Annotated in this window: 20 protein-coding genes; 8 read left to right on the top strand and 12 right to left on the bottom strand. The window is 52.5% G+C overall.

Features of this window, described 5'->3' with window-relative positions:
- Nucleotides 1-137: 137 nt before the first annotated feature.
- Nucleotides 138-944, top strand: coding sequence for a YdcF family protein (locus WBL83_RS00730; RefSeq protein ID WP_424587338.1), 807 nt, complete (start codon nucleotides 138-140; stop codon nucleotides 942-944).
- A 116-nt stretch (nucleotides 945-1,060) separates the two neighbouring features.
- On the opposite strand, the gene WBL83_RS00725 is transcribed toward WBL83_RS00730, so the two are convergent.
- The 8 genes from WBL83_RS00725 to WBL83_RS00690 all read right to left on the bottom strand — a co-directional run bounded on the left by WBL83_RS00725 (nucleotide 1,061) and on the right by WBL83_RS00690 (nucleotide 10,098).
- Nucleotides 1,061-2,479: an L-fucose/L-arabinose isomerase family protein gene (locus tag WBL83_RS00725; protein ID WP_424587337.1), complete on the bottom strand. Its 1,419-nt coding sequence runs from the start codon at nucleotides 2,477-2,479 to the stop codon at nucleotides 1,061-1,063.
- Between the two features lie 80 nt (nucleotides 2,480-2,559).
- Nucleotides 2,560-4,065, bottom strand: a complete 1,506-nt coding sequence (locus WBL83_RS00720; RefSeq protein WP_424587336.1) for an FGGY family carbohydrate kinase — start codon at nucleotides 4,063-4,065, stop codon at nucleotides 2,560-2,562.
- 2 nt (nucleotides 4,066-4,067) lie between these two features.
- Entirely contained in the window at nucleotides 4,068-5,012 is a 945-nt protein-coding gene (locus tag WBL83_RS00715) for a transketolase family protein (RefSeq protein WP_424587335.1), read from the bottom strand.
- Nucleotides 5,005-5,835, bottom strand: coding sequence for a transketolase (locus WBL83_RS00710; RefSeq protein WP_424587334.1), 831 nt, complete (start codon nucleotides 5,833-5,835; stop codon nucleotides 5,005-5,007). The genes WBL83_RS00715 and WBL83_RS00710 overlap by 8 nt, the downstream gene beginning before the upstream one ends.
- Before the next feature lie 86 nt (nucleotides 5,836-5,921).
- On the bottom strand, nucleotides 5,922-7,022 hold the full coding sequence (locus WBL83_RS00705; protein ID WP_424587333.1) for an ABC transporter permease: 1,101 nt from the start codon (nucleotides 7,020-7,022) through the stop codon (nucleotides 5,922-5,924).
- Between the two features lies 1 nt (nucleotide 7,023).
- Nucleotides 7,024-8,541 (bottom strand): sugar ABC transporter ATP-binding protein, encoded by a 1,518-nt coding sequence (locus WBL83_RS00700; RefSeq protein WP_424587332.1) that lies wholly within the window; start codon nucleotides 8,539-8,541, stop codon nucleotides 7,024-7,026.
- Nucleotides 8,541-9,143 (bottom strand): DUF2291 family protein, encoded by a 603-nt coding sequence (locus tag WBL83_RS00695; RefSeq protein WP_424587331.1) that lies wholly within the window; start codon nucleotides 9,141-9,143, stop codon nucleotides 8,541-8,543. The genes WBL83_RS00700 and WBL83_RS00695 overlap by 1 nt, the downstream gene beginning before the upstream one ends.
- Nucleotides 9,144-9,156: 13 nt before the next feature.
- Nucleotides 9,157-10,098, bottom strand: a complete 942-nt coding sequence (locus WBL83_RS00690) for a D-ribose ABC transporter substrate-binding protein (RefSeq protein ID WP_424587330.1) — start codon at nucleotides 10,096-10,098, stop codon at nucleotides 9,157-9,159.
- Between the two features lie 210 nt (nucleotides 10,099-10,308).
- Between WBL83_RS00690 and WBL83_RS00685 the strand changes: the two genes are divergently transcribed.
- From WBL83_RS00685 to WBL83_RS00675, 3 genes are all read left to right on the top strand, one after another.
- Complete coding sequence (locus WBL83_RS00685; protein ID WP_424587329.1) at nucleotides 10,309-11,253, top strand: sugar-binding transcriptional regulator; 945 nt, start codon at nucleotides 10,309-10,311, stop codon at nucleotides 11,251-11,253.
- 212 nt (nucleotides 11,254-11,465) lie between these two features.
- On the top strand, nucleotides 11,466-12,905 hold the full coding sequence (gene aldA, locus WBL83_RS00680; protein ID WP_424587328.1) for an aldehyde dehydrogenase: 1,440 nt from the start codon (nucleotides 11,466-11,468) through the stop codon (nucleotides 12,903-12,905).
- A gap of 189 nt (nucleotides 12,906-13,094) precedes the next feature.
- Complete coding sequence (locus tag WBL83_RS00675; protein ID WP_424587327.1) at nucleotides 13,095-14,156, top strand: YncE family protein; 1,062 nt, start codon at nucleotides 13,095-13,097, stop codon at nucleotides 14,154-14,156.
- Nucleotides 14,157-14,442: 286 nt separating this feature from the next.
- Here WBL83_RS00675 and nifJ read toward each other — a convergent pair whose 3' ends face one another.
- On the bottom strand, nucleotides 14,443-17,973 hold the full coding sequence (nifJ, locus tag WBL83_RS00670) for a pyruvate:ferredoxin (flavodoxin) oxidoreductase (RefSeq protein WP_424587326.1): 3,531 nt from the start codon (nucleotides 17,971-17,973) through the stop codon (nucleotides 14,443-14,445).
- 290 nt (nucleotides 17,974-18,263) lie between these two features.
- Between nifJ and WBL83_RS00665 the strand changes: the two genes are divergently transcribed.
- Nucleotides 18,264-18,548 carry a DUF333 domain-containing protein gene (locus tag WBL83_RS00665; RefSeq protein WP_424587325.1) on the top strand — a complete coding sequence of 95 codons (285 nt, stop codon included), beginning with the start codon at nucleotides 18,264-18,266 and terminating at the stop codon, nucleotides 18,546-18,548.
- A 5-nt stretch (nucleotides 18,549-18,553) separates the two neighbouring features.
- Here WBL83_RS00665 and hslJ read toward each other — a convergent pair whose 3' ends face one another.
- Together hslJ and WBL83_RS00655 are read right to left on the bottom strand one after the other, a co-directional pair.
- Complete coding sequence (hslJ, locus tag WBL83_RS00660; RefSeq protein ID WP_424587324.1) at nucleotides 18,554-18,979, bottom strand: heat shock protein HslJ; 426 nt, start codon at nucleotides 18,977-18,979, stop codon at nucleotides 18,554-18,556.
- 290 nt (nucleotides 18,980-19,269) lie between these two features.
- A complete protein-coding gene (locus WBL83_RS00655; RefSeq protein WP_424587323.1) occupies nucleotides 19,270-20,259 on the bottom strand; it encodes a 2-hydroxyacid dehydrogenase in 990 nt (329 codons plus the stop codon).
- 222 nt (nucleotides 20,260-20,481) lie between these two features.
- On the opposite strand from WBL83_RS00655, the gene WBL83_RS00650 reads away from it, so the two are divergent.
- From WBL83_RS00650 to WBL83_RS00640, 3 genes are read left to right on the top strand one after another with little or no spacing between them, the layout of a single operon-like run.
- The gene (locus WBL83_RS00650; protein WP_424587322.1) at nucleotides 20,482-23,136 is read left to right on the top strand and encodes a YdbH family protein; all 2,655 of its coding nucleotides are present in this window, start codon (nucleotides 20,482-20,484) and stop codon (nucleotides 23,134-23,136) included.
- Complete coding sequence (locus tag WBL83_RS00645; RefSeq protein WP_424587321.1) at nucleotides 23,133-23,333, top strand: YnbE family lipoprotein; 201 nt, start codon at nucleotides 23,133-23,135, stop codon at nucleotides 23,331-23,333. Before WBL83_RS00650 ends, WBL83_RS00645 begins: the two co-directional genes overlap by 4 nt.
- A gap of 5 nt (nucleotides 23,334-23,338) precedes the next feature.
- Nucleotides 23,339-23,662, top strand: a complete 324-nt coding sequence (locus WBL83_RS00640; protein ID WP_424587320.1) for a YdbL family protein — start codon at nucleotides 23,339-23,341, stop codon at nucleotides 23,660-23,662.
- Between the two features lie 6 nt (nucleotides 23,663-23,668).
- Here the strand turns inward: WBL83_RS00640 and dgcJ are convergent, their stop codons facing one another.
- On the bottom strand, nucleotides 23,669-25,150 hold the full coding sequence (gene dgcJ, locus WBL83_RS00635; RefSeq protein WP_424587319.1) for a diguanylate cyclase DgcJ: 1,482 nt from the start codon (nucleotides 25,148-25,150) through the stop codon (nucleotides 23,669-23,671).
- Nucleotides 25,151-25,610: the final 460 nt, after the last annotated feature.

Here is a 25,610-nt window from a genome sequence, read left to right as displayed (position 1 = left end):
AAAAACGGTTTGTAGGGTGGATAAGCGCCAGCGTCATCCACCGTTTTCGCCACGCTTATTGAAGTCTCAGAGCTCCCCTATACTGTAACGTTATGGCCTGCGTTATGATGTGCGCTGGTTTTTAACAAGGAGGGGTTATGTTGACGACAACATTTCCAGCTTTGCAGGCCACAACTATCGATGCCATTAATACGCTTGGCGAGTGGCTTTCTCATAATGAGTTTGATGCACCGCCCGCCGTGTCTGATGGGGAGCTGATTATCCTCGCCGGCAATGCCGTTATCCCGACGATTGAAGCGGCGTGCCAGCTGGCGGCCAACAGTGAATTGCCGCTGCTGATTACCGGTGGCATCGGCCATTCCACCACCTTTTTATACAGCGCTATCGCTAAACACCCGCTATTGAACACCATTCCCACTACCGGGCGTGCGGAAGCTGCCATCCTCAAAGATATTGCTACCCAGTTCTGGAAGATCCCCGCAGAAAAAGTGCTGACGGAAGAGAAGTCCAGCAACTGCGGAGAGAACGCGCGTTTTAGTTATGACTTGATGCAAACGCTGCACATTACCCCTAAGAGCGTGATTATCGTTCAGGACCCGACTATGCAACGCCGTACCGTCGCGACTTTTGAACGCGTCTGGCAGGGTGAAGCGCATCAACCGCACTGGCGCAGCTGGCCGGGCGTGGTGCCGGTTCTGCAGAGTCACGGTACCCGGACGACGTTTACACTTGATGAAAAGGGCTTATGGCCGGTTGAGCGTTATATTTCGCTGGCGCTCGGGGAGATTCCACGTATCAGAGATGATGCCCAGGGTTACGGTCCACAAGGGCGGGATTTTATCACCCATGTTGATATCCCGACGGCGGTGATTGATGCCTGGGACGTTCTGGCCAGGGACGCCGCACTCGCTCAGTTGATGCGCGAGCGTGGGTTATCAATATGAATGATTTCGGCGGATGACGCTGCGCTTATCCGCCCTACAAAGTCAAAACACGTAGTGCTGTTGTAGGGTGGATAGAGGTAGGGTGGATAAGCGAATGCGTCATCCACCATTTCACCTTAACGATGCAAATAACAATTCACGTTCAAATACTTACTGAACGCTTCCTGCAAAACCACACCCGTCGCTGAGTGGTTCATGGCGACGTGGTGTTCAAAGCCGTTATTACAAATCCACGCCAGTAAATTCTCCAGATGCGGCACTTCAATCACCGCGCGGCAACCGACGGTATCCAGCGCATCATCAACCGACTGGCCTTCGCCGACATAGGCTTTAACTTCGCCGGTGAAATCATCCGATGACAGACGGAAGTAGGTCAGCGCGCCGCTTTTCAGGCGACCATGTACCGCGCCGCAGGTGTTCTCTTTACCCACGGTGGTACCGATAATATCCGCCGTGCCCATCGACGGTGATTCCAGGCTGCTGCTGGCGAAGTTGCCGCAGTGGAACAGCACGCATTTGTTGCGATCGTCGCCGAAGTTGTTATTCCAGTCGGCAATCGAGGCGGGATTGAGCGACGCGCTGGCAAGGGCGTACATTGACAGCGCACCCATCACATCCACTTCGCAGGCGCTTGGCATTAACTGCCCGGACATCACACTCATGATGGAACAGACGTTAATCCCGAGGTTTTCCTGAAGCGACGTCCAGCACTGGATCGCAGTGGTGTCGATGTCGTTTGCCACCACCCATTCGCTGATCACCACAAACAGTTTTGCCATGGTGGTCAATTTGTCTGCCGGGATGCCACTGGCATCGGCATTCTCAATTAAGATGCCGCGCTTCTCGTGTACGCGCAGGTCGTCATCACTGATATGTTTGATGCGGGTGAAGATTTCTGAAAGGTCGAGAGTTTCAACCGCCACGCCCATTTTCTCGAGCAGTTTTTCGCTATAGCGCACCGTGTTGAAGCTGGCCGGACGCGCACCAATCGCACCAATTCGCACGCCCTGCATGGATTTCACCACCCGACAAATTTGGGCAAAGCGCTGTAAATCGGCTTCGAACACTTCACCGCTTAAGGCGCAAACATGCTGTGTGGTGAGGGTGAACGGAATGTTGTACTGGCGCAGGTTATTACACAGGGAGATTTTCCCGCAGAAACTATCACGGCGAGTCGCCAGCCCCATTTTGTCGAGATTATCTTCTTCGGCCTGGATCAATACCGGGACGTTAAGACCCGACAAACGAATCGCTTCTGCGACCGCTTTTTCGTCACCAAAGTTCGGCAGTAGCACCACAACACCATGAATTTCATCACGATGCTGGCGGAAAAGTTCGGCGCACACTTTGGCGTCCTGACGGGTTTCTACGCCACCCAGATGGGTTTGCCCATCTTTTAACATCACGGTGTTGATACCCAGTTTGCTAAACAGCGCTTCGGCCTGTTCATGCGCCTGTGCCACTAAATAGCTCGGGAAAAACCCACGGTTACCGATGATTACGCCGAAGGTGAGTTGTTTTGGGATACGAGACATGGCTTCACTCCAGAATTTAGCCGTCGTTCTTCAAGTTGCAGGCGTGTTAGCTGCTCTCGCTCGCCTGCACCTCGAATGACTTAGGCCAGAAGATTATGATTCGGCACAAAGCGGCAGCGCGCCACAGCTTCAAGCCACTGTTTATAGTTTTCTTGCATTACTTTTTGTTGTTCTGCCTGCGGCTCTAAACGCTCGCCGCAGTTTGCCAGGGCCGCAAGGGCTGTGCCGTCTTGCCACCAACCGAGGGTTTTTCCGGCCAGCAGCGTGGCACCGAGTGCCGAGATTTCCGCCGCTGGCTGAATGATGAGCGGGCGTTGCAGCACATTGGCTTGTAACTGCATCAACCAGCGATTTTTGGTGGCGGTGCCGTCAACGCACAGCGATTCAATACGCTGGCCGGTGGCTTGCTCCATCGCGAAAAAGACATCAGCGATTTGGTAGACCAGTGATTCCAGTGCCGCTCTCGCCAGTACGGCGGGGGTGGCGGCGTCAGTCAGGCCACAAATCATGCCGCGTGCATGCAAATCCCACCAGGGAGCACCAAGGCCGGAGAGCGCCGGGACGTAATACACGCCCTGATTATCCAGCGTGGATTGCGCCAGTTGCGTCAGGGCGGCGGGGTCGTTAATTCCCAGCATTTTTCCCAGCCAGGCGGCACCTGAACCGGTGTGAGTAATGTTGCCTTCGAGAGCGTAATTCAGCTCACCGTCATGCCAGGCAAGCGTGGTGCTCAGCGAATTGCTGCGTTTGACCGGTTCGGGCAACGACAACATTAACGACGAGCCGGTGCCATACGTGGCTTTCACCACCTGTCCGCACAAGCTGCGTTGGGCGTACAGTGCGGCGTGCGAGTCACCAATCAGTGCCAGGATCGGGGTTCCTGTTGCCAGTCCCGCAATTGTGCCGATTTGCACTTCACCGTGGTGGGAGGCCGAAGGGCGAACTTCTGGCAGTGCTGCGCAAGGAATGCCGAATATTTTCAGCAACTCATCGTCCCACTGGCCCTGATAAATATTGAACAGTTGGGTGCGGGCGGCGTTGGAAAAATCGGTCGTAAAAGCGTGCCCGTCAGTCAGTTGCCAGCACAGCCAGCTATCGATGGTGCCAATGCACAACTCCCCGCGTTCGGCGCGTAACAACCCGTCAGGAATCGCATCGAGCAGGGAGCGAATCTTCGCCGCCGGGAACAGAGGATCAACCGGCAAGCCCGTCAGCTGGGTTATTAATTCGCCGTGACCCGCGCTGAGTAACGCCTGGCACTGCGCTTCTGAACGTCGGTCTTGCCAGCTCACCACCGGAGTGAGCGGTTTTCCGTCGTGACGCTGCCACACCAGCACCGATTCGCGCTGATTACTGATGGCAATCCCTGCGACGCTGACTGAATCGAGTTGCTGTAAACAGCCGCTCAGTGCCTCGCTTACCGCTTGCCATAACACCATCGGATCTTGCTCGGCAAGCCCGGGGGCGGGGTGGTTCATCGGTACGCCGACACTGTAACGGGCGCAAATAATCCCATCACGATCGACCGCCACAACTTTGGCGTTGGTGGTGCCCTCATCAATAGCCAGAATTATCGGGCTGGACATGGCTATGCTCCTTTGCAAAGCGCCGTGGCGGAACGAGTCACTCCTGCGGCATCAATTCCATGATGGGCACGCATTTCCTTACGATCCGCGGCAATCGCATAGCTACCGTCGGTAATGCCCAGCCGTAACAACGGGATGCCGCAACCGGCTTCGGCTAACACTTCAGCCACCAGACTGCCCACACCGCCATTCACGTTGTGCTCTTCAACGGTTATCACGTGACGTGATTTTTTAAGCATGGTGAGAAGTTGAGCGGTATCGCAAGGTCGGATAGACGGAACGTTGATCACCGCCGCATTAATGCCCAAATCTGCGAGCTGCGCCGCAGCTGTGACAACTTCATGTACCGTCGAACCCATGGCAACTAACGCCACATCTGCACCTTCGCGCAACAGGTCAATGCTACCTGGCGTAAAGCGGTAATCGGCGTCGTGCAATTCCGGAAGCGCTTTACCATCGAGGCGAATATAGACCGGCCCAACGTGTTCGAGGGCGTAGTCGATAATCTGGCGGCACTCAATCGGGCAGGACGGTGCATAGATTTCGATATTGCCAAAACCGCGCAGCACGGCGATGTCATCAATACTGTGGTGAGTACTGGCGAGCGGGCCGTAGCTGGCGCCCGCATTGAGGCCAAACAGTTTCACGTTGCTATTGTTGTAGCAGACGTCCACTTTGATCTGTTCGTTGGCACGTGAAATCAAAAAAGGTGCGGCGTTGCAGGTGACGGCAATTTTACCGCCCATCGATAAACCCACCGCGGTGCCCACCAGGGTTTGCTCGGCAATCCCAACATTCACCAGCCGGTCTGGAAATTGTTTGATAAACGGAGATATTTTGGCCGTAGAGGTGGAGTCCGCGACCACCGGCACCAGGTCCACGCCGCGTTCGACGGCGTCAATAAAGGCATTCACCATCACGGTTGCCAGATGTTCGCTATTACTCATCTTTCAGTTCCTCCAGCGCCAGTTCGATTTCGTCACCTTTTGGTATCCGGTGGTGCCATTCTGCACGTCCCTGAATAAAGGAGATGCCCGCGCCTTTGGTGGTGTTGGCGATCACCACATGCGGTTTGCCGTGCGGCTCCAACCCTTCCAGTGTCGCGACGACGTCGGCCATGTCATTGCCACGACATTCGGTGACTTCCATGCCAAACGCGCGCCATTTCTCATCCAGCGGATCGGTGTTAAGGATCTCTTTGGTCGAACCCGCGAGTTGCAGGTTGTTCTTATCGTTAATAATGATCAGGTTATCGAGCTGATAATGGGCGGCGACCAGAGCGGCTTCCCAGTTACTGCCCTCGGCTAATTCACCATCCCCGGTGACCACGAATACACGACGAAGGCTGTTATTACGCTTTGCTGCCAACGCGATACCGACGGCGACGGGCAGGCCGTGGCCGAGTGCGCCCGTGTTAAGCTCCACACCTGGTGTTTTATGTTTCACCGGATGACCAGGCAGGTGTGAATCGGCGTGCTGGTAAGTCGGCAGCCACTCCAGCGGAATAAATCCTGCTTCTGCCAGTACACAGTAATAGCCGCCAACCGCATGGCCTTTGGACTGAATATAGATGTCGCGCTCGTCGCTATTTATCAGCTCTGGCGAACAATTCAGTATCCGAAAGTACAGGGCGGTGAGGATTTCCACCTGTGATAAATCGGCTCCGGTATGGCCACCTGCCGGACTGTTGGCATTTAGAAGGACGATGCGGCGACGGACAGCGCGCGCTCTCTTTTCCAGATCCGTAACTGACAGTGCGAACGGATTCATAGTGTTACCTCTTGCATTAAAAATCATAGACGAATAAATATTCCGGATGGGTAAAAAAAAGCCCATCATGCTGGATTTGTGACGCGCTACACTTTCCCGCTACTTTCCATAATGGCCTTTTGCGCCACCACCGCGGCTTTCTGCTGCATGCGGTTTTGCATCTGGTCGATAATGACCGCGACGATAATCACGATGCCTTTGATGACCATTTGCCAGAATTCACTCACACCCATCATCACCAACCCGTCGGCGAGGAAACCAATCACAAATGCGCCAACAAGGGTGCCGAGGATCGTGCCGCGCCCGCCGGCAAGGGATGTGCCGCCAAGTACCACCGCGGCGATGGCGTTCATTTCAAAGGCGGTACCGTTGGCTGGGTGGCTGGCAACCAGTTGCGCGGAAACCACAATCCCGGCAATAGCGGCGCAAAAACCTGAAAGGGTGTAGACCCATATTTTTACCTGGCGCACTTTGACGCCCGAGAGTTCGGCGGCGCGTTCGTTATCGCCAATAGCATAAACATGGCGGCCAAACGGCAGGCGACGCGCGACATAAGCAATCGCGATGGCGAGCACAATCATTATCCAGATAGCCCACGGGATACCGAAGAAGGTGCCGGAACCTATCAGGTCAAAACCGGTATTACCGAGTTGTGGATTACCGGAAAGACCGGGGAAGGTTTCACCGCCGGAGGTCAGCATGGCGGCACCGCGCAACACGTACATGGTGCCGAGCGTGCAGATAAACGGCGCGACATTGTAGCGGGTAATAATCCAGCCATTTCCCGCGCCAATCAGCCCGCCTATTAACAGCACCAGCGGCACAACCACCCACACGCTCGGGAAAATGGCGATGCCAAACATCGGCAACACAATGCCTTTGGTAATCAGCCAACCGGCAATCATGCCGCACAGCCCGAGCGTTGCGCCAATCGACAGATCAATCCCCGCGGTGATGATGACAAAGGTGATGCCCAGTGCCAGGAAGGCGTTGATTGCGATGTGTTTAATCATGATCACCAGACTGCCCATGGCGAGGAAATCCGGCACCATGATGGCGAAGAAGCCGACAATCAAAAACAGCGCAATAAAGGTGCGGAGTTTTAGCAACAGCAACAGCAGGTTTTCCCGCGAGCTAAACGGCGAGGTGGGTTTGGCGTTGAGCGCGACAGTATCATTCGTTTTCATATCAGAACCCTTGTGCACTAGCGGAAACCAATGCCGACTCTTCGGCATGTTCGCGGGGAATATCAGCGGTGACTTTGCCGCCGGACATCACCAGAATGCGGTCGGAAACCGCCATAATCTCTTTCAGATCCGAGGTGGAAAACACCACCGCAATCCCTTGCTCCGAGAGCTGAACCATCATGCGAAACACATCCGCTTTCGCGCCAACATCGATACCGCGCGTCGGTTCATCCAGTAACAGGAGTTTGGGGTTGGTCAGCAGTGAACGACCAATCACCACTTTTTGCTGGTTGCCGCCGCTCAGCGCCTGAATTTCGACATTGGGAGAGGAGACCTTGATGGACAGATTGCCGATGGTGCTGGCAACCACTGCCGTTTCATCGGTCTGCGAAATGGCAAAACCACGTTGCAAACGCCGCCATAAACTGGCGATAGTCAGATTGCTGGCGACAGAGGAAATCGGGAAAATCCCGGTGCGTTTACGGTCTTCGGGCACCAGACTCATTCCCATGCGGATGCGCTCAGCGGTGGCGAGGCGCGACGGCACCGGCTTGCTGTCGAGCCATAATTTGCCCAGATAGTTACGCTGCGTTCCCAGCAGGCATTCGAATAACTCGGTGCGTCCGGCCCCCATCAGCCCGTAAATCCCGACGATCTCTCCGGCACGTACCTGGAAACTGACGTCATCGACCACGGTATTCCCCGCCGAATTGACGCAGGTGATATGCCCGGCTTCAAGAATAGCCGCGCCAAACTGGCGGCCGGGTTTCAGGAAGCTGGAGACGGGTTCGCTGCCGAGCATTTCGCGCACAATCCATGGCACGTCGATGTCGCACACCTGCGCCTCGGCCTGGAATTTGCCATCACGCAAAATGGTAATCACATCGCCAATCGCCATTAACTCTTCCAGGCGGTGGGAGATATAGATGATGGTCACACCCTGGCGGGTGAGTTCGCGGATGACGCGAAACAGGATGTCGACTTCGGTTTTACTTAATGCCGAGGTCGGTTCATCGAGTATTAAAATGTCGGCGTTTTCGGCCAGCGCTTTGGCAATTTCCACCAGTTGTTGCTGACCGACCTTGAGGTTTGCCACCAGCTCTTTCGGGGAAATCGGCTGATCGAGACGTTTCAGCAATTCCGCACTGCGTGCTTGTTGAGTCGCTTCATCAATGGGCGACAGGCCATGTTGCAGTTCGCGACCTAAAAATATGTTCTCGGCAACCGTCAGGTTTTCAAACAGATTCAGCTCCTGATGCACCATGCCAATGCCGTGAGCGGCCGCCTGACGGGTGCTGGTAAATTGCACGACTTCGCCATTGAGTTCGATTTCACCGACGCTCGGTTGCTGCACGCCCGCCAGAATCTTCATCAGCGTCGATTTCCCGGCGCCGTTTTCGCCAATAATGACGTTCACTTTGCCGCGCCACACGTTGTAATCAATGTTGTCGAGGGCCACGGTGCCGGGGAACAGCATCGAAATACCACGGGTACGCAGAACAATCGGATCTTGCGACATTATGGTTGCCCCCGTTCCAGTGAAATTGCGGCTGCATCACTCAGCGTCCCGTTATGTAGCGTCACAGCCATCACCACCGTGACCGGCTGCTGTTGCCAGCTTTCATCAACCTTCGGCAGGTGTTTTGCGGCTTCGCGGTTATAGGCTTTCGACAGCTGCGCAAACTGCACCTGGTTGGTGAAATCTTCGAACTTGTAGCCAGTGGCATCGCGAATGGCGTTGCCGCGAATCATTGGCCCCACTTGCACCTGAACCGGCTGGTTATTGACGGTGACGGTCAGGGTCCGCTCGCGTTCGTTGTCCAGCGCAACGCTATCGACTTTTCCCTGTACCTTAACGAACACGCTTTCATTGGACGCTGTGGCGGCGCGGGTTTTCAGTGCGCTGCTATCCAGCGCCTGGGTTTGGGCGGGCGTCAGCACTTTACTGTTCCAGGTTTGTTGCGCTATCTGCGCGGGTGTCTGGTTGGCGAAACTCGCTTTCGCATTCGGATCGGGAGGAATAATCGGTTTTCCGTTTTCATCCAGATCCACCACCCGACAGGCAGTGAGCAACAGGGTACTGCTGCATAACAAGCCAATACCCCATTGTTTGAGCGACATACAGCCTCCTGAACTACTTAGCCAGCTTGAAGGTTTTCAGCTGAGATGCATTGCTGTCGTCAATTAATACGCAGTCCATCAGCTGTTTTTCCTGCATCTGCGGTTTGCCGTTTTTCAGGAAATAATCGGCCTGAACCACCGCCATTTGTGCCTGTTCCCAGCCGGGTTGCAGCACGGTGGCTTTGATGTTGCTTTTGGCAATGATGGAGTCGCGCACGTAATCGCTGCCGTCAAAACCCACCACGATGACATTAGTTTTCCCGGCGGCTTTTAATGCGGCTTCCGCACCGAGCGCCATGGTGTCGTTACCGGAAATCACGCCCACAATGTCAGGCTGGGTTTGTAAGATGGATTCCATGCGGGTGAAGGCTTCGGTCTGGCTCCAGTTGGCGGTTTGTTGCGCCACCATTTTCATGTCGGGATAGTCGTCGAGGACGTCGTGATAACCCTGCGAACGCACGTGGGCGTTGGTATCCGACTGGCGACCCAGCAATTCAACGTAGGTGCCTTTGCCGTTAAGCAATTTGGCAAATTTCTCGGCTCCGAGCTGCGCCCCTTGATAGTTGTTGGAAACAATCTGCGCGACCGCTACCCCAGTTTTATTAATTTCGCGGTCGATTAGGAAGGTGGGGACGCCCGCGGCTTTGGCTTTTTCTAATGGACCGACTGTGGCATCCGCACCGGCATTATCCAGAATGATGGCTTTGGCTTTGCGGGCAATGGCGGTTTCAATCAACTGGTTTTGTTTGTTTACGTCATCATCGTGTGACGCCACCAGCGTGGTGTAACCCAGCTCTTTGGCTTTCGCCAGCGCTCCATCGGCTTCCGCTTTGAAGAATGGGTTGTCATGAGACGGGGTAATAATGGCAATCAATCCATTATCCGCTGCGTAGAGTTGGGCAGATGAAGCCAGCATAGCGACAACAAGTGAGGTCTTAACCAGGGTCAATTTCATTTTTATCTCCACATTGAATATATATTCAAACATGATTTATTATTCAATGTAACGATATGCCGGTGTATGAAATCTGTCCATGCGGATTTGAGCAAAATGACAAAAAGGCGAAAGCGATCACAAATCGTACCGTGAGCGGGCGAAAAGAAAGCTTTCTTGTTATTTATGCAGGCATGAATAAAAATACAGGGAGAGAATCAGGAGGCGCTCATGTCAAAGCAGGATGAACAACGTTTGTTGGTCAAGATTGCGACACTCTACTACGTAGAAGGGATGAAGCAGTCAGAAATCGCCGGGTTATTACACCTGTCGCAGTCATTTGTCTCACGCGCCATCACGCGTTGCCAGAAAGATGGCGTGGTGAAAATCAGCGTCATTCAGCCAGCCAATATTTTCCTCTCCCTCGAGCAGGCTCTCGAGAAAAAATATGGTATTCGCCAGGCGATAGTCGTGGATGTTGATGAGGCGGCGCCTGCGGCACAAATCAAACATGCGATTGGCAGTGCGGCGGCACACTATGTCGAAACGCGTTTACGGCCAAACGATTTGGTCGGTATCTCTTCCTGGAGTTCTACCATTCGCGCAATGGTCGATGAACTGCATCCGCAAAGCATAAAAGCACGCGGCGTGATTCAACTGCTGGGCGGCGTGGGGCCGAACGGCAACGTGCAGGCAACGATTCTCACGCAAAACCTGGCGGCGCAACTGGATTGCCCGGCCTGGCTGTTGCCATCGCAAAGTATCGAACATTCCGTTGAAGAACGCGCAAAGCTGGTGGCCAGTGAAGATGTGGCGGAAGTGGTGAAGAAATTTGCCGAAGTGGACGTGGCGATCCTCGGGATTGGCGAACTTGAACCTTCTCAGTTACTGAAAAATTCCGGTAACTATTACGGTGAGGCGATGCTGAAAACCCTCGCAGAGCGCGGGGCGGTCGGCGATATCTGCCTGCATTATTTTAATGCCCAGGGCGAGCCGGTGTTGAGCAAAGCCGAAGATCCGGTTATCGGCATGGAATTAAGCCAGGTACGTGATTGCCCGCACGTGGTGGCGCTGGCGGGTGGCAGTGATAAAGCTAATGCCATTCGCGGTGCGTTGCGGGGCGGCTATATCGATGTGCTGATCACCGACTATCCGACTGCACACCAGCTCCTCTAATCCTCCTCTGATGACCGTTTTCCCGCCAGCAAGGAGAAAACGGTCATTTTCATGTTTCTGAAATGTAGCGAATTTGGTTCTTTTAGGCAGTTTTTATTGAGAGCCATCACAGATCATGACCATTTTGCCCGAATGACTGTTTTACGCACACTAAAGTGTTCACATGAAATTTACATATGTGAAACAAAAACAGCGAAAATAAAGGAGCGGTCATGACAGCACCTGTACAACACCCGATGTATATTGATGGTCAATTTGTTCAATGGCAGGGCGAACAGTGGATTGATGTCATCAATCCTGCCACTGAAGCGCTGATTTCGCGCATTCCTGACGGCGCAGCACAACAGGCTCGCGACGCCATCGACGCGGCAGCAAAAGCGCAGGCGGGGTGGGAAGCGTTACCTGCCATTGAGCGTGCAGGCTGGCTGCGCAAAATCTCCGCCGGTATTCGCGAGCGTGCAAAAGCGATCAGCGCACTGATTGTGGCTGAGGGCGGGAAAACCCAACAGCTGGCAGAAGTGGAAGTCGCTTTCACCGCCGATTACCTCGATTACATGTCCGAGTGGGCGCGCCGTTACGAAGGTGAAATCCTGCAAAGTGACCGTCCGGGTGAAAATATTCTGGTGTTCAAACGCGCGTTAGGTGTCACCACCGGGATTTTGCCATGGAACTTCCCGTTCTTCCTGATTGCCCGCAAACTCGCGCCCGCGCTGATTACCGGCAATACCATCGTTATTAAACCGAGCGAATTCACGCCAAATAATGCCATCGCTTTTGCTGAGATCGTCCACGATATCGGGCTGCCGAAAGGGGTGTTTAACCTGGTTTTGGGACGCGGTGAAACGGTAGGGCAAGAACTGGCAGGTAACCCAAAAGTGGCGATGGTCAGCATGACCGGCAGCGTGGGGGCCGGTGAGAAAATCATGGCCGCGGCGGCTAAAAACATCACCAAAGTGTGCCTTGAATTGGGCGGCAAAGCCCCAGCCATTGTGATGGATGATGCAGACCTGGATATCGCAGTGAAAGCGATTGTTGATTCCCGCATGATCAACACCGGGCAAGTGTGCAACTGCGCTGAGCGCGTGTATGTGCAGAAGGGAATTTACGACCAGTTTATTACCCGTCTGAGCGAAGCCTTTAAGCAGGTTAGTTTTGGCGATACCGGCGAGCGCAACGATGTGTCGATGGGACCATTGATCAACGCCGCCGCACTGGAACGTGTCGAGCAGAAAGTGGCACGTGCCGTGAGCGAAGGGGCGCGTGTGGTTCTGGGTGGCAAAGCCCCAGAAGGGAAAGGGTACTTCTATCCACCAACGCTGTTGGTAGATGTGCGCCAGGACATGACCATCATGCACGATGAAACCTTCGGCCCGGTGCTGCCAGTGACGACGTTTGATACGCTGGAACAAGCGCTTGAGATGGCAAACGACAGCGATTACGGCCTGACCTCCTCAATTTATACGCGTGATTTAAATGTCGCGATGAAAGCGATTAAAGGGCTGAAATTCGGCGAAACCTACGTCAACCGTGAGAACTTTGAAGCGATGCAGGGGTTCCACGCAGGCTGGCGTAAGTCAGGGATTGGCGGTGCCGATGGCCGTCACGGGCTGAATGAATATTTGCAGACCCAGGTGGTGTATTTGCAGGTGTAGTCCTTCGGGCTTACCTGATAATCGGGTAAGCCCCAAACCTTTCCATTCCCCGCTGGATATCAAGAGCAAATTCACAATTCAAATGAGAATCATTTACTTTTAAGCGCGAAAATGATAATTAATATCAACAACACTTTAACTAACGCTCTGTTAGCTAAAGATATTCACTTGCTGTTGATAAGGATATTTATGTCTGCTCTACCACAAACCCGTCTCCGTGCGTTGCCTGCCCTGATGCTCACAAGCCTGCTGTTTTCCAGTTCTCTGTTTGCTGATACCTCTTTTACGGTCGAGAGAAAACCGGTCGGCAAAGGTGCGTATGAAATGGCGTATAGCGCGGATCAATCTGCGCTGTATGTTGCGACATCCCAAAGCCGCAAACTGGATAAAGGCGGGGTCGTTTATCGTCTTGATCCGGCAACCCTCGAAGTGACTCAGGCGATTCACAACAACCTGAAGCCGTTCGGTGTGGCGTTCAACAAAACCACGGGCACGTTGTTCCTCGGCAACACCACCAGCAGCGCGGTGACGGCTATTAACAGCAAAACCGGTGATGTGATTAAGTCGCTGGTGGTGGATGAAACCAAACGTACCGAGACCGTGCGCCCGTTAGCGCCGCGCCAGTTAGTGGTTAACGAAGCCACCAATACGCTGTATATGGGCGGCTTGGGTGAGTCGAGTGTATTGTGGGTGATTGACGGCGATAAGTTAACGCTGCGCGACACCATTAAAGATCTCGGCAAAATGGCGACGGGGCTGGCAATTGATGCGAAAGCATCACGCATTTACATGACCAATGCCGACAACGAATTTATTGTTATCGACAGCAAAACGGACAAAGTTGTCTCGCGGACAAAGCTGGAAACCGAAGGGGAGCATTTTTATCTGAATATTGCACTGGATACCGCAAACCACCGCGCGTTTGTCAGCGATTCAAAATCTCCGCAGTTGCTGGTAGTGGATACCAAAACCAGCAAAGTGTTGAACAAAGTGGAAGTACCGCTGGGGCTGGATGTGCTGTTTAACCCGACGCGCAACGAAATTTACGTGACGCATCGCAAAGCCGGGAAAGTCAGCGTGATTGATGCGAAAAGCTACAAAGTGCTGGAGACTATCGACACGCCTGCATTGCCAAACAGCCTCGCGCTTTCGCCAGACGGGCAGCAGTTGTTTGTCAGTGTGAAGCAGCCGGGCAGCCGTGAGAAGGAGCCAGCGAGCCCGGACGATATCGTGCGCATCAGTTTTAAATAAGAGATAAAAAAGGTGGATGACGCTTGCGCTTATCCACCCTACAAAACCAAAACCAAAACCAAAACCAAAACCAAAACCAAAACCGAAACCGGAATCGAAGCCGAAACCGGAATCAAAGCCAAAACCAAAACCAAAACCAAAACCGGAATCGAAACCGAAACCGAAACCGGAATTAAAACCGGAACCGGAACCGTAGGGTGGATAAGCCGCAGGCGTCATCCACCATTTACACCATTACTCGTCATCCACCATTTACATCATTACTCGTCATCCACCATTTACCCCATTACTCGCTATCCGCCTTTTCCGCTTTCCCGGCCATCTGCGCCAGGAAGTCGTAACGTTTTTGCAAATCTGCGGCGGCATCTTTCCATAGCTGTTCTGCGACTTCAGGTTGCTGCGCATTCAGGCGACGGAAGCGCTGCTCTTTCATCAACGTATCCGCCAGCGCATCAGACGGTGGTCGCGAATCCAGTGCCAGCGGCAGCTTGCCTTCATCGGCACGGCGTGGGTCGTAGCGATACAACGGCCAGAAACCGGTCGCCGTCAGTTGGCGCATCTGGTCATGACTCAGTGCCAGATCGTAACCGTGTTCCTCACAAGGGCTATAGGCGATGATGAGCGACGGGCCAGGATAAGCCTCGGCTTCCTGAATCGCTTTCACGGTCTGGTTAAGCTGCGCACCGAGTGAAATCTGCGCCACATAAACATGCCCGTACATCATCATGCTGACGCCGAGATCTTTACGTGCTTTGCGCTTGCCGTGTTCGCCAAATTTCGTCACCGCACCCAGCGGAGTCGCTTTCGATGCCTGACCGCCAGTGTTCGAATAACACTGAGTATCCAGCACCAGAATATTGACGTTTTCAGTCAGACTCAGCACATGATCAAGACCGCCAAAGCCGATGTCATACGCCCAGCCATCGCCACCAATCAACCAGATAGATTTATCTACCATTGCGTCGGCGTCGGTTATCAACTGACGTGCATCCGGATCGTCGATACTCGCCAGATGCTGTCGCAATGCAATAACTTGCTCGCGGCGCACTTCCGGCGTGGCTTCGGCATGCAACTGCTCGTTGAGTTCAGCTGGCAGACGGTCGGCGAATTTCTCCACCAGACGCATCACGCGGGCGCGATGCTGATCGACGGTTAACCGGAAACCTAAACCAAATTCGGCGTTATCTTCAAACAGTGAGTTCGCCCATGCTGGGCCGCGACCAAAGGCATCGGTGGTGTACGGCGTCGATGGCAGGTTACCGCCATAAATCGATGAACAGCCAGTGGCGTTGGCAATCAGCATGCGGTCGCCATACAGCTGGGTCAGCAGTTTGATGTACGGCGTTTCGCCACAACCGGAACAGGCACCGGAATACTCAAACAACGGCGTCAGTAACTGGGAAGTACGAATGTCGATACGTTCCAGGCTGGTGCGATCCATTTCCGGCAGTTTGAGGAAGAAGTCGTAATTCTCTTTTTCTTCTTCAACATGCTCAAGGCGCGACATCATATTGATGGCCTTGATTTCCGGGTTCTGGCGGTCTTTTGCCGGGCAAACTTCGACGCACAAGTTACAGCCGGTGCAATCCTCTGGCGCAACCTGCAACACGTATTTTTGCCCACGCATATCGCGGGATTTCACATCCAGTGATTGCAAAGCGGCAGGGGCATTTTCCATCGCGTCGGGCTGCACCACTTTGGCACGGATCGCCGAGTGCGGGCAGGCCGCCACACAGTGGTTACACTGGGTACAAATGTCCGGTTTCCAGATAGGAATTTCTTCGGCGATATTGCGTTTTTCCCACTGCGTGGTGCCCATCGGCCAGGTACCATCGGGCGGTAGCGCGGAAACGGGCAGCGCATCGCCAAGACCGGCCAGCATCGCGGCGGTGACGGTTTTAACGAAATCCGGTGCCGCATCGGAAACCACCGGAGGGCGCATCGGGCTGCTTTCATTCACCTCTTGCAAGGCCACTTCGGCCAGCGATTCACGCGCTAACGCCAGCGCCTGCCAGTTACGCTCAACCAGCTCCTGACCTTTGCTGCTGTAGCTTTTTGCAATCACGCCCTGAAGCGCGGCCAGCGCAGTGTCGCCCGGCAAAATCTGGGTGAGATGGAAGAACGCCATCTGCATCACGGTGTTGATACGCGCACCGAGCTGGCATTCGCGAGCAATTTTTGCGGCATTCACCACATAGAAGCGGGCTTTTTTCTGGTTCAACACCGCCTGAACTTCTTGCGGCAGGCGATGCCACACTTCATCGGCGCCATACGGGGTGTTGAGCAGGAAGATACCGCCGGGTTTCAGGCGCTCAGCCATCTGATATTTGTCGATAAACTGCAACTGGTGGCAGCCGACAAAATCAGCCCGGTCGATAAGATAAGTGGAATTAATCGGCTGCTCGCTGACGCGCAAATGCGAAACGGTCAGGCCACCGGCTTTTTTCGAGTCATAGACGAAATAACCCTGAGTGAAGAACGGCGTCGAGTTACCGATAATTTTGATGTTGTTTTTGGTGGCGGAAACACTGCCATCGCTGCCGAGGCCGTAAAACAGCGCTTCGAGTTTGGCGCGATTCGGCAGGGTATTTTCCGGCAAGGGTAACGACAAATTGGTCACATCGTCGTAAATCCCGACCGTAAAGCGCGGACGAGGTTTTGCCTGAGTCAGTTCGTTAAATACCGCCAGCACGCAGTCAGGGCCAAATTCTTTGGATGACAAACCATAGCGCCCGCCGATGACGCGCGGCAACGAATCACGCTCGCCACGGTTGAAGGCTTCCGCAAGGGAGGTCATCACATCGAGATATAACGGTTCTGCCAGTGCGCCCGGTTCTTTGGTGCGGTCGAGAACGGCAATCTGGCGTGCGCTGGCAGGTAGCACTTCCAGCAGATGATCGGCTGAGAATGGGCGGAACAGGCGAACTTTCAGTACGCCGACTTTTTCGCCGCGAGTCAGGAGTTCGTCGACCACTTCTTCACAGGTGCCGATGGCAGAACCCATCAGGATAATCACGCGTTCAGCTTGCGGATGGCCGTAATATTCAAATGGACGATACTGGCGACCGGTGGCGGTAGCAAAGCTGTCCATCGCTTCTTCGACATGCTGATAGACCGCGTCGTACCACAGGTTGCTGGCTTCACGTGACTGGAAGTAGGTGTCAGGGTTGGCGGAGGTGCCACGAATAACAGGATGTTCAGGATTCAAGGCGCGGGCGCGGTGTTCATCAATCTCTTTTTGCGGCAACAGTTGCAACAAAGTGCTGTCAGCAATCGGCACGATTTTGTTGATTTCATGGGATGTGCGGAAACCATCGAAGAAATGAATAAACGGCACACGGCTTTTCAGCGTGGCAATGTGCGAAATCAGCGCGAAGTCTTGAGCTTCCTGAACGCTGCTTGCGCACAACATCGCACAACCGGTCTGGCGAATGGCCATCACATCTGAGTGATCACCAAAAATAGAGAGTGCGTGGGTCGCAACGGTACGTGCCGCCACATGCAGGACAAACGGCGTTAATTGTCCGGCCAGTTTGTAGAGTGTCGGGATCATCAGCAGTAAGCCCTGCGATGAAGTAAAGGAAGTGGAAAGGGCACCCGTTTGCAGCGCGCCGTGAACAGCGGCAATTGCCCCGGCTTCGGACTGCATTTCTACAACGCGTGGCGTATCACCCCACACGTTTTTCCTGCCATCTCCTGACCAGGCATCAGCAAGTTCTGCCATGGTAGAGCTGGGGGTTATCGGGTAGATGGCAATAACTTCGCTGGCGCGAAACGCCACAGATGCGACCGCACCATTGCCGTCGGTAGTGATCATAAGACACCCTTACATTGCGCAACAAAATGAACATAACAAGGCCCGCATAACCGCGCGGAACCGAAGAATAATGATTTAATTCTAGCAAAGCCCACAGATCGTGATTTTCGCTTTTGTGTCCTGCGTTGAGCCAATATTGATATTTTTAGTGGGGGTATTGTTTGAGTTTTGCGCGGTAAAGTGATCTGCATTGCAAAATCACACACATTTTATGGCCTTATGTTCTCGACGGAACACAGTACCAGCGCTTATGATTCTTAGGTTTTGCAACGTTTAGGGGGAGAGGATTAATGCGCGCTGCGTTTTTAGCGGGTTGTGCCGCACTGTTGTTATCCACATCAATGCTGTCGGCATGCAGTAGTAATGAACCACCTCAACAAGCCACCGCGGCTCACGTACCACCGGGTATGCGCGCGGCAATGTCCAGTCAGGGGCAGGCAAGTTGTGCCATGGTGGGAGGGGCGCTGAGTGTCGCTCGTCAGCTGGATGGTTCGGTAACCGGGATGTGCGCGATGCCTAACGGCAAACGCTGTAGTGAAAACGCGCTTGCCGCCGGAACGTGTGGGGCGTATTAGTCGAATCAGTTGACCAGATCGGCCAGTTTATAAACTAAAGTATGCTGGCTGGTTTTCAGCGTCAGTTGTTGCGGTGCCAGAGCGACTTTCGCGCCACTGGTCAGCATGTCGCTAATCATACGATCAAGCTGGTTCAGCTGTGGCTCAGGGCACATCATCATGGTCATTCCCAGACCTTTCGATTTCAGCGTACTGTCCTCAAGTGTTGCCTGACCCATAAAGCGGTTACACATCGAACCTGAAATATGCATGTTCTCACCGAAGCTGAGTTCCGGCGTACGTTCGATGCCGGTCAGCGGTTTGCCGTCTACGGTTTGCAGAACATAACGGTGATGTTGCAGATCTTGTGCGGTGACAGAGGATTTATCGCCAGATTGGGCGCAACCGGCGAGAACCATTGCCGCCAGTGCCAGTGAAGCTAATTTTTTCATCTCTTTTCCCTAAGTTATTCATGTCATCAATGAGTTTGTCGCACTATATCAAAATTACATCTGATTATTATAAGGATATTCTTAAAGCACCCTCATCCCGGCCTTCTCCCTGAGGGAGAAGGGGAAAACAGGTTCCTCCCTCTCCTGAGGGAGAAGGGGAAAACAGGTTCCTCCCTCTCCTGAAGGAGAAGGGGAAAACAGGTTCCCCCCTCTCCTGAGGGAGAAGGAGTAAAACGGTTTTATCCCCTCTCCTGGGGGAGAGGGTCAGGGTGAGGGCGTCAATACTGAAATCAGTTCACCTGATTAGCACACGCCTCGCCATTCTCTAACTGACGCAGGTTTTCAAGCGTCGTCTCAGAAATGCTGGTTAGCGCCTCCGCAGTCAGGAACGCCTGGTGGCCAGTAAACAGCACATTGTGGCAGGCCGACAGGCGACGGAATACGTCATCCTGGATCACGTCGTTAGATTTGTCTTCAAAGAACAGATCACGTTCGTTCTCATACACATCCATCCCTAACGCGCCAATTTTTTGATTTTTCAGGGCATCGATAGCTGCCTGAGAGTCAATTAAACCACCACGACTGGTATTGATAACCATCACGCCGTTCTTCATTTGATCGAACGCCGCACGGTTAAGCAAATGGTAGTTTTCGGGTGTCATCGGGCAGTGCAGGGAGATAACGTCTGACTGTGCGAACAGCGTTGGCAAATCGACATATTCCACGCCCAGTTCAATCGCCGCTGCACTTGGGTACGGATCAAACGCCAGCAGGCGCATACCGAAACCTTTCAAAATTTTCAGCGCAGCCAGGCCAATTTTACCGGTACCAATCACACCGGCAGTTTTGCCAAACATGGTGAAACCGGTCAGCCCTTCGAGAGAGAAGTTCGCATCACGGGTACGTTGATAAGCGCGGTGAATACGACGGTTCAGACACATCATCATGCCAATGGCGTGTTCTGCGACCGCTTCGGGTGAGTACGCTGGAACGCGAACCACAGGCAAACCGAGCTCTTTAGCCGCTTCCAGATCGACGTTGTTAAAACCTGCACAACGCAGTGCAATGAATTTCACACCCTGGTTTTTAAGTTCTTCCAGTACCGGACGGCTCGCGTCGTCATTGACGAAGATACAAACGCCATCGCAGCCATGAGCAGTTTTGGCTGTCTTTTCGGTTAACAGGAAGTCATAAAATTCAAGATCAAAGCCATATTCAGTGTTAACCTGCTCCAGATACTTTTTATCGTACTGTTTTGTGCTATAAACTGCCAGTTTCATGAGACTTATCTCCAGAATGATATTGCTGTAAAATTACCACGCTTAAAATAATCATACAAATCTTAAAAAACATTTTTATCGATGAAATTCTGCTGCTTAGTCAAGCTTAGCTACGCTTAAACCAGGCTTGACCTTCACGCCCGGCTTGAATAATGCAGGATACATCGCATATGTTGTATAGCTGGGTACAAAATTGTCGCTGAATCAGGATCTTAATCGCCCATGAAGGGTAAATATAAAGCCATTATCGCGTTGCTGTTGATTGTCATCTTGCTGGTGCTGACGCTCACGATGACTATCGCCAATTGGCTACCCACGCTTGCCGGGATCTGGTTGCCGCAAGGGACACGTATCGCCATGGAAGCCAGCCCGAAACTTAAGCGCGGCGCGATAATTGTTCCTGACTTGCGCTATCTTGCCGGCGACTGCGTACTCGCGACAGTTAAAGACGCCACCCTGAGCCACCCGAACCGCTGGCGCATCCATATGGATACGCTCAATCTTAACGTCGATTGCCTGAGCAAAATGCCGCTCGACGAGTCAGGCCCGGCGGCACCCCGTACGCTTGCAGAATGGCAATCCATGCTGCCGGAAAGCCTTATTACTATAGATAGGGTCAATATAACGCCGTTTCAACAGTTCTCCGGCGGCTTGCGTCTGAGTCTCTCGCCGCAACAACAATCTATTCATTATGCCGGTACTTCGTTAAGTGTAGATGCGCAACTGAACGGGCAGTTATTAGCGTTACAAAAGTTAAAGATTCAGGCGATAGCCGGGATGGAGCCGCTTGAACTGGCCGGTCAGATAACCTTGCCGCCGCTCACGACTGGCTTGCCAGAAGAGGGCCATCTCACGACCCAGCTTCGCATTCCACAAGAACCTGAGTTGGTGAATGTCGAGCTGGGATGGCAGGCAGAAGAAGGGGCCTTAACCGTAGAAAAACCGGGCGATGCTGAACCGCTGGTGACGCTGCCCTGGACTGTCAGTGACACGATTTTTGAAGTGAATGGCGGTCGGTGGTTCTGGCCGTATGCCGGCGTTCCTCTGCGCGGAGGGATTGCATTACGCGTGGATGACTGGAAACAAGGGTTCGAAAAAGCAGTCATTAGTGGCCGGATGAATGTCATCACCGAGGGCCATGCTGGTAAAGCCAATGCGGTGCTGAATATCGGCCCTGGGAAACTCAGTCTGGTTAACAGCGCATTGCCGGTGCAATTAACCGGTGAAGCCAAGCAGGATGGCATGGTGTTTTACGCGGTGCTGCCTGGTGAAATTAGCGGGGCGATTGCCAATCCTAAGCTACTGTTCCGCCCTGGGGCATTGCTCCGTTCCCGTGGGCGGGTGATTGATGCGCTGGATGTAGATGAGATCCGTTGGCCGCTTGCGGGGGTGAGCGTTACGCAACAAGGCGTGGACGGGCGCTTGCAGGCCATTGTTCGCGCTCATGAAAATCAGATGGGCAACTTCGTGCTTCATCTGGATGGCCGTGCGGACAACTTTTTACCCGATGCGGGTTTGTGGCGCTGGAAATACTGGGGTAATGGCGAATTTACTCCGATGCAGGCGAAGTGGGATGTGCGCGGCTTTGGTGAATGGCGCGACAGTGTTATCGAGCTTACGTCGCTTTCGACCGGATTTGACAAACTCGAGTACGGCACGATGCTGGTTACCGAGCCGCGCCTGAAACTCGACAAACCGCTGCACTGGCAACGCGATGTCACCGCGCCTTCATTTGATGGTGCGTTCACCTTAAACGCCGGTAAAACGACCTTCAGCGGCGGCAGCACCTTGCCACCGTCGGTGTTAACCTTCAGCGTCACCGGCGCAGACCCGTCGTCGTTCCAGTATAAAGGTGACCTGCATGCCGGTGAGATTGGGCCGGTGCGGGTGAATGGCCGCTGGGACGGGGAGCGTCTGCGTGGTAACGCCTGGTGGCCACAACAAGTGCTGAGTGTGTTCCAGCCGCTAATCCCTGCCGACTGGGAGATGACCTTAAAAGACGGCACGCTCTATTCACAGGTCGCTTTTTCTGCGGCGGCTGGCCAGGGTTTTGAAGCCGGTGGGCATGGCGTGGTGAAAAGCGGCAGTGTCTGGATGCCGGATAACCAGATAAACGGTGTCGATTTTGTGCTGCCATTCCGTTTTAGCCACGGTACCTGGCAGTTGGGGACGGACGGGCCGGTGACGCTGCGCATTGCCGAAGTGAAAAACCAGGTCACCTCGACCAATATCACCGCTGACCTTGAAGGCTGGTATCCGTGGAGTGACACGCAGCCGCTGTCGCTCAGCAATGTTAGCGTGGATATTTTGGGTGGGAAATTGCGTGTGCAACAGCTGCGCTTGCCCCAACGTGACGCCGCGTTGCTACGCTTAGAAAATATCTCATCAAGCGAACTGGTGAGCGCGGTGAACCCTAAACAGTTCACGATGTCCGGGCGGGTGAACGGCGCGCTGCCGCTGTGGCTGAATCATCCGCAATGGATAATTAAAGACGGCTGGCTGACCAACCCAGGGCCGCTGACATTACGACTGGATAAAGACATGGCGGATGCCATTGTTGAAAACAATATAGCCGCAGGTGTGGCTGTTAACTGGTTACGATATATGGAAATTTCTCATTCCTGGACCCATATTAATTTAGATAACCTTGGCGTATTAAAGTTACAGGCGAATGTGCAGGGCACCAGCCAGGTTGACGGGAAAAGGAACGCAGTTCGGCTGAATTACAGCCATCAGGAAAACCTCTTTACGCTTTGGCGCAGCCTGCGTTTTGGAGATAATTTACAAACCTGGCTTGAGCAACATACCGCACTACCTTCCGCACCACCGGATGTGCGTTGTCAGACACGCGATAAAGCTTGTGAGGAAACACAATGAAAATCGTCATCGCTACACTCCTGGCGACAGGGATTGCCACATTATCAGGATGTACGCCACGTATCGAAGTTGCGGCGCCGAAAGAACCTATCACCATTAATATGAATGTAAAAATTGAGCATGAGATTCATATTAAAGTGGATAAAGACGTGGAAACGTTGCTGAAAAACCGCAGCGATTTGTTCGGCACGGAGTGAGCCTCATGAAAAATATCGTTAAAGGTGTTGTTATGGCGAGCGTGCTGTTGAGCAGCCAGGTCATGGCGTTAACCTTGTCCGAAGCCCGCCAGCAGGGGCGCGTAGGGGAGACTCTCAGCGGCTTTATTGCGCCAGTCAAACAGGACAAAGAGACGCTGGAGTTGGTGAAAACCATCAATCAAGCGCGCTCGGAAAATTATCAGAAGCTCGCGGACAGCAACAACATATCGGCAAATCAGGTTGCGGAGCTTGCAGGGCAAAAGCTCGTGGCACGCGCACAACCTGGTGAGTATGTGCGCGGGATTAACGGGCAGTGGATGCGCAAATAATACCCGTCATTTCTTTTGCATTTTATTCAGATACAGCTGTGCGTCTGCGGCCTTATACATTTCATCCAGTGTATTGCCAGGCGCCATCGCAGAGGCTCCCCAGGAAAAGTGAATGCGCCCGGAATCATCGAGTTCTTTAATTTTTGTCGCGATTCGCTCAATTAATGATTCGCTATCGGTAATCGGGAAATCGATAAGGATCAGGTAAAACTCATCACCACCCAAACGTATTGGATAGTCGCTCTGGCGTACCGAGCTTAAAATGGCCTTGCCAAGCGTAATAATGGCCCGATCGCCTTCTTTGTGTCCCCACGTATCATTGATGTATTTCAACTTATCACAGTCAAGCGCAATAAATGTCACCGGTATATTGGCGCTGACAAGACGTTGCAGCCGCGTTTCCAGCCCGGCGCTCAGGACTTTGCGGTTATACAGGTTGGTCATCGAATCGCTGATATTGTCTTTGCTGACATTGATATGATGGCGAAAATGTAGGCGAACCAGGTGCAGAAGCACTGCCGTAGAAATGATATAAAACAGAATGACTTTCCATGAGGAAAGAAGAAAATAGAGTACATCCAAAGAAAGCTGGATTTGCACACCTTGTGGAAGGTCGTAATTGTAGCGAACATAATTAAAGAAGGATTTTTTACTTCGTTTAACAATGATCTCTTTGTTGGATTTAAGATCCACAATGGTAATGTCTAAATTATTGTAAACTAACGGTCTGTCAGTAGGATAAAATATACTTTTCAGATCGCTGATTTTGTAGTCAGAGATGACAATGCCTTTTAAATTTCCGTGGTTATACACTGGAGTCAGAATGCTCATAATATTTTGTTTGCTGAGCGCGTCCTGATAAATCTTCGGCGTATCCATATTGTCCGCCTCATATTCATTTACCGCAGTCATACTGCGACTTAATTTTTCATATTGTATGAAGTCATTGTCGCTGAGGGTAAAGTTATTCGCATTGATAAATGATGATGAGTATATATATCTGTATTGAAGGTCGACATAATAAAGCGAGCGGTTATCTCTGTGACCTGGGCTGCTTTCAGACCTGAGACCGTTTTGCATCAGGCGGGCAGCATTATCCAGTGCTTTCAATTCCATGAGATCCTGCGTCCAGCCCGAACAGCCTGATGTTAACGTCTGAAACGTTCCCTGTAGTAATGGGCTGCCAGGCTCTGTGAGATTAAAACCTTTAACATTGCGGGCGCTTTCAAGTTGTGCACAGAGACTTTGCTGTTCTTCATGGGATAAAGGGGAGTGCGGTGCGTTAAAATGGCGGCTTAAGTTACTCGCGATAGTTTGGTTTTGGTATTTATCATAAATAAATGAAGATTCTGCTTTTTCAATAATATAATGCATGTATGCATTCATAGAATGATAGCTATTCGTTAATTCATAAACGAAAAATATCGAAGTGAATGCAATGACGCCGGTGGAAATTAACCCGCGTAAAATTTTATGTTTTAACATCATGGTGATGAACCATTTATCCCTTGACAGATCAGTTCTTAATAAAAAGTTTAGCATAAACCAATTGCTTTGTTCTTGAAATTTATCAATAAAATATAACCAGGCATATTTTAATTTGATTGCTAATTAACAGTGCCGGTCAAAAGTATTTATAACGGAATTAAGCAAGTGACAGGGCCTCATACAAACTGAGAAGCAAATTGTCGTCTATGCGTTTCACTGGCAGGTGTGTAACAGGAAAGCTATTGGCTCAGGAATTATCCTGCATCATCAATGTGGTTATTCAATTTTAATGACTGCAATATCTCATATAAACAGCATTAATGACTACTGTTCAGATAACGCACTGATTTTCATAAAAGAAGTACAAGAAAAAAACATTAAGACAACATACAGAGATTAACAAAATAAAATATTGAGTAGAGAGGGAAAAGAACCTATATTGACGGCGTTTTTTACAGAG

Origin of the sequence: Buttiauxella sp. (genome assembly GCF_049686335.1) — a bacterium.
Taxonomy (GTDB): domain Bacteria; phylum Pseudomonadota; class Gammaproteobacteria; order Enterobacterales; family Enterobacteriaceae; genus Buttiauxella.
Note: the sequence above shows the minus strand (reverse complement) of the source record. Positions and strands in the feature narration are given on the sequence as shown.

Bases quoted from the DNA above. Each gene is read 5' to 3' on its own strand.
- WBL83_RS00730 (WP_424587338.1), top strand. From the start codon at position 138: ATGTTGACGACAACATTTCCAGCTTTGCAGGCCACAACTATCGATGCC.
- WBL83_RS00725 (WP_424587337.1), bottom strand. From the start codon at position 2,479: ATGTCTCGTATCCCAAAACAACTCACCTTCGGCGTAATCATCGGTAAC.
- WBL83_RS00720 (WP_424587336.1), bottom strand. From the start codon at position 4,065: ATGTCCAGCCCGATAATTCTGGCTATTGATGAGGGCACCACCAACGCC.
- WBL83_RS00715 (WP_424587335.1), bottom strand. From the start codon at position 5,012: ATGAGTAATAGCGAACATCTGGCAACCGTGATGGTGAATGCCTTTATT.
- WBL83_RS00710 (WP_424587334.1), bottom strand. From the start codon at position 5,835: ATGAATCCGTTCGCACTGTCAGTTACGGATCTGGAAAAGAGAGCGCGC.
- WBL83_RS00705 (WP_424587333.1), bottom strand. From the start codon at position 7,022: ATGAAAACGAATGATACTGTCGCGCTCAACGCCAAACCCACCTCGCCG.
- WBL83_RS00700 (WP_424587332.1), bottom strand. From the start codon at position 8,541: ATGTCGCAAGATCCGATTGTTCTGCGTACCCGTGGTATTTCGATGCTG.
- WBL83_RS00695 (WP_424587331.1), bottom strand. From the start codon at position 9,143: ATGTCGCTCAAACAATGGGGTATTGGCTTGTTATGCAGCAGTACCCTG.
- WBL83_RS00690 (WP_424587330.1), bottom strand. From the start codon at position 10,098: ATGAAATTGACCCTGGTTAAGACCTCACTTGTTGTCGCTATGCTGGCT.
- WBL83_RS00685 (WP_424587329.1), top strand. From the start codon at position 10,309: ATGTCAAAGCAGGATGAACAACGTTTGTTGGTCAAGATTGCGACACTC.
- aldA (WP_424587328.1), top strand. From the start codon at position 11,466: ATGACAGCACCTGTACAACACCCGATGTATATTGATGGTCAATTTGTT.
- WBL83_RS00675 (WP_424587327.1), top strand. From the start codon at position 13,095: ATGTCTGCTCTACCACAAACCCGTCTCCGTGCGTTGCCTGCCCTGATG.
- nifJ (WP_424587326.1), bottom strand. From the start codon at position 17,973: ATGATCACTACCGACGGCAATGGTGCGGTCGCATCTGTGGCGTTTCGC.
- WBL83_RS00665 (WP_424587325.1), top strand. From the start codon at position 18,264: ATGCGCGCTGCGTTTTTAGCGGGTTGTGCCGCACTGTTGTTATCCACA.
- hslJ (WP_424587324.1), bottom strand. From the start codon at position 18,979: ATGAAAAAATTAGCTTCACTGGCACTGGCGGCAATGGTTCTCGCCGGT.
- WBL83_RS00655 (WP_424587323.1), bottom strand. From the start codon at position 20,259: ATGAAACTGGCAGTTTATAGCACAAAACAGTACGATAAAAAGTATCTG.
- WBL83_RS00650 (WP_424587322.1), top strand. From the start codon at position 20,482: ATGAAGGGTAAATATAAAGCCATTATCGCGTTGCTGTTGATTGTCATC.
- WBL83_RS00645 (WP_424587321.1), top strand. From the start codon at position 23,133: ATGAAAATCGTCATCGCTACACTCCTGGCGACAGGGATTGCCACATTA.
- WBL83_RS00640 (WP_424587320.1), top strand. From the start codon at position 23,339: ATGAAAAATATCGTTAAAGGTGTTGTTATGGCGAGCGTGCTGTTGAGC.
- dgcJ (WP_424587319.1), bottom strand. From the start codon at position 25,150: ATGATGTTAAAACATAAAATTTTACGCGGGTTAATTTCCACCGGCGTC.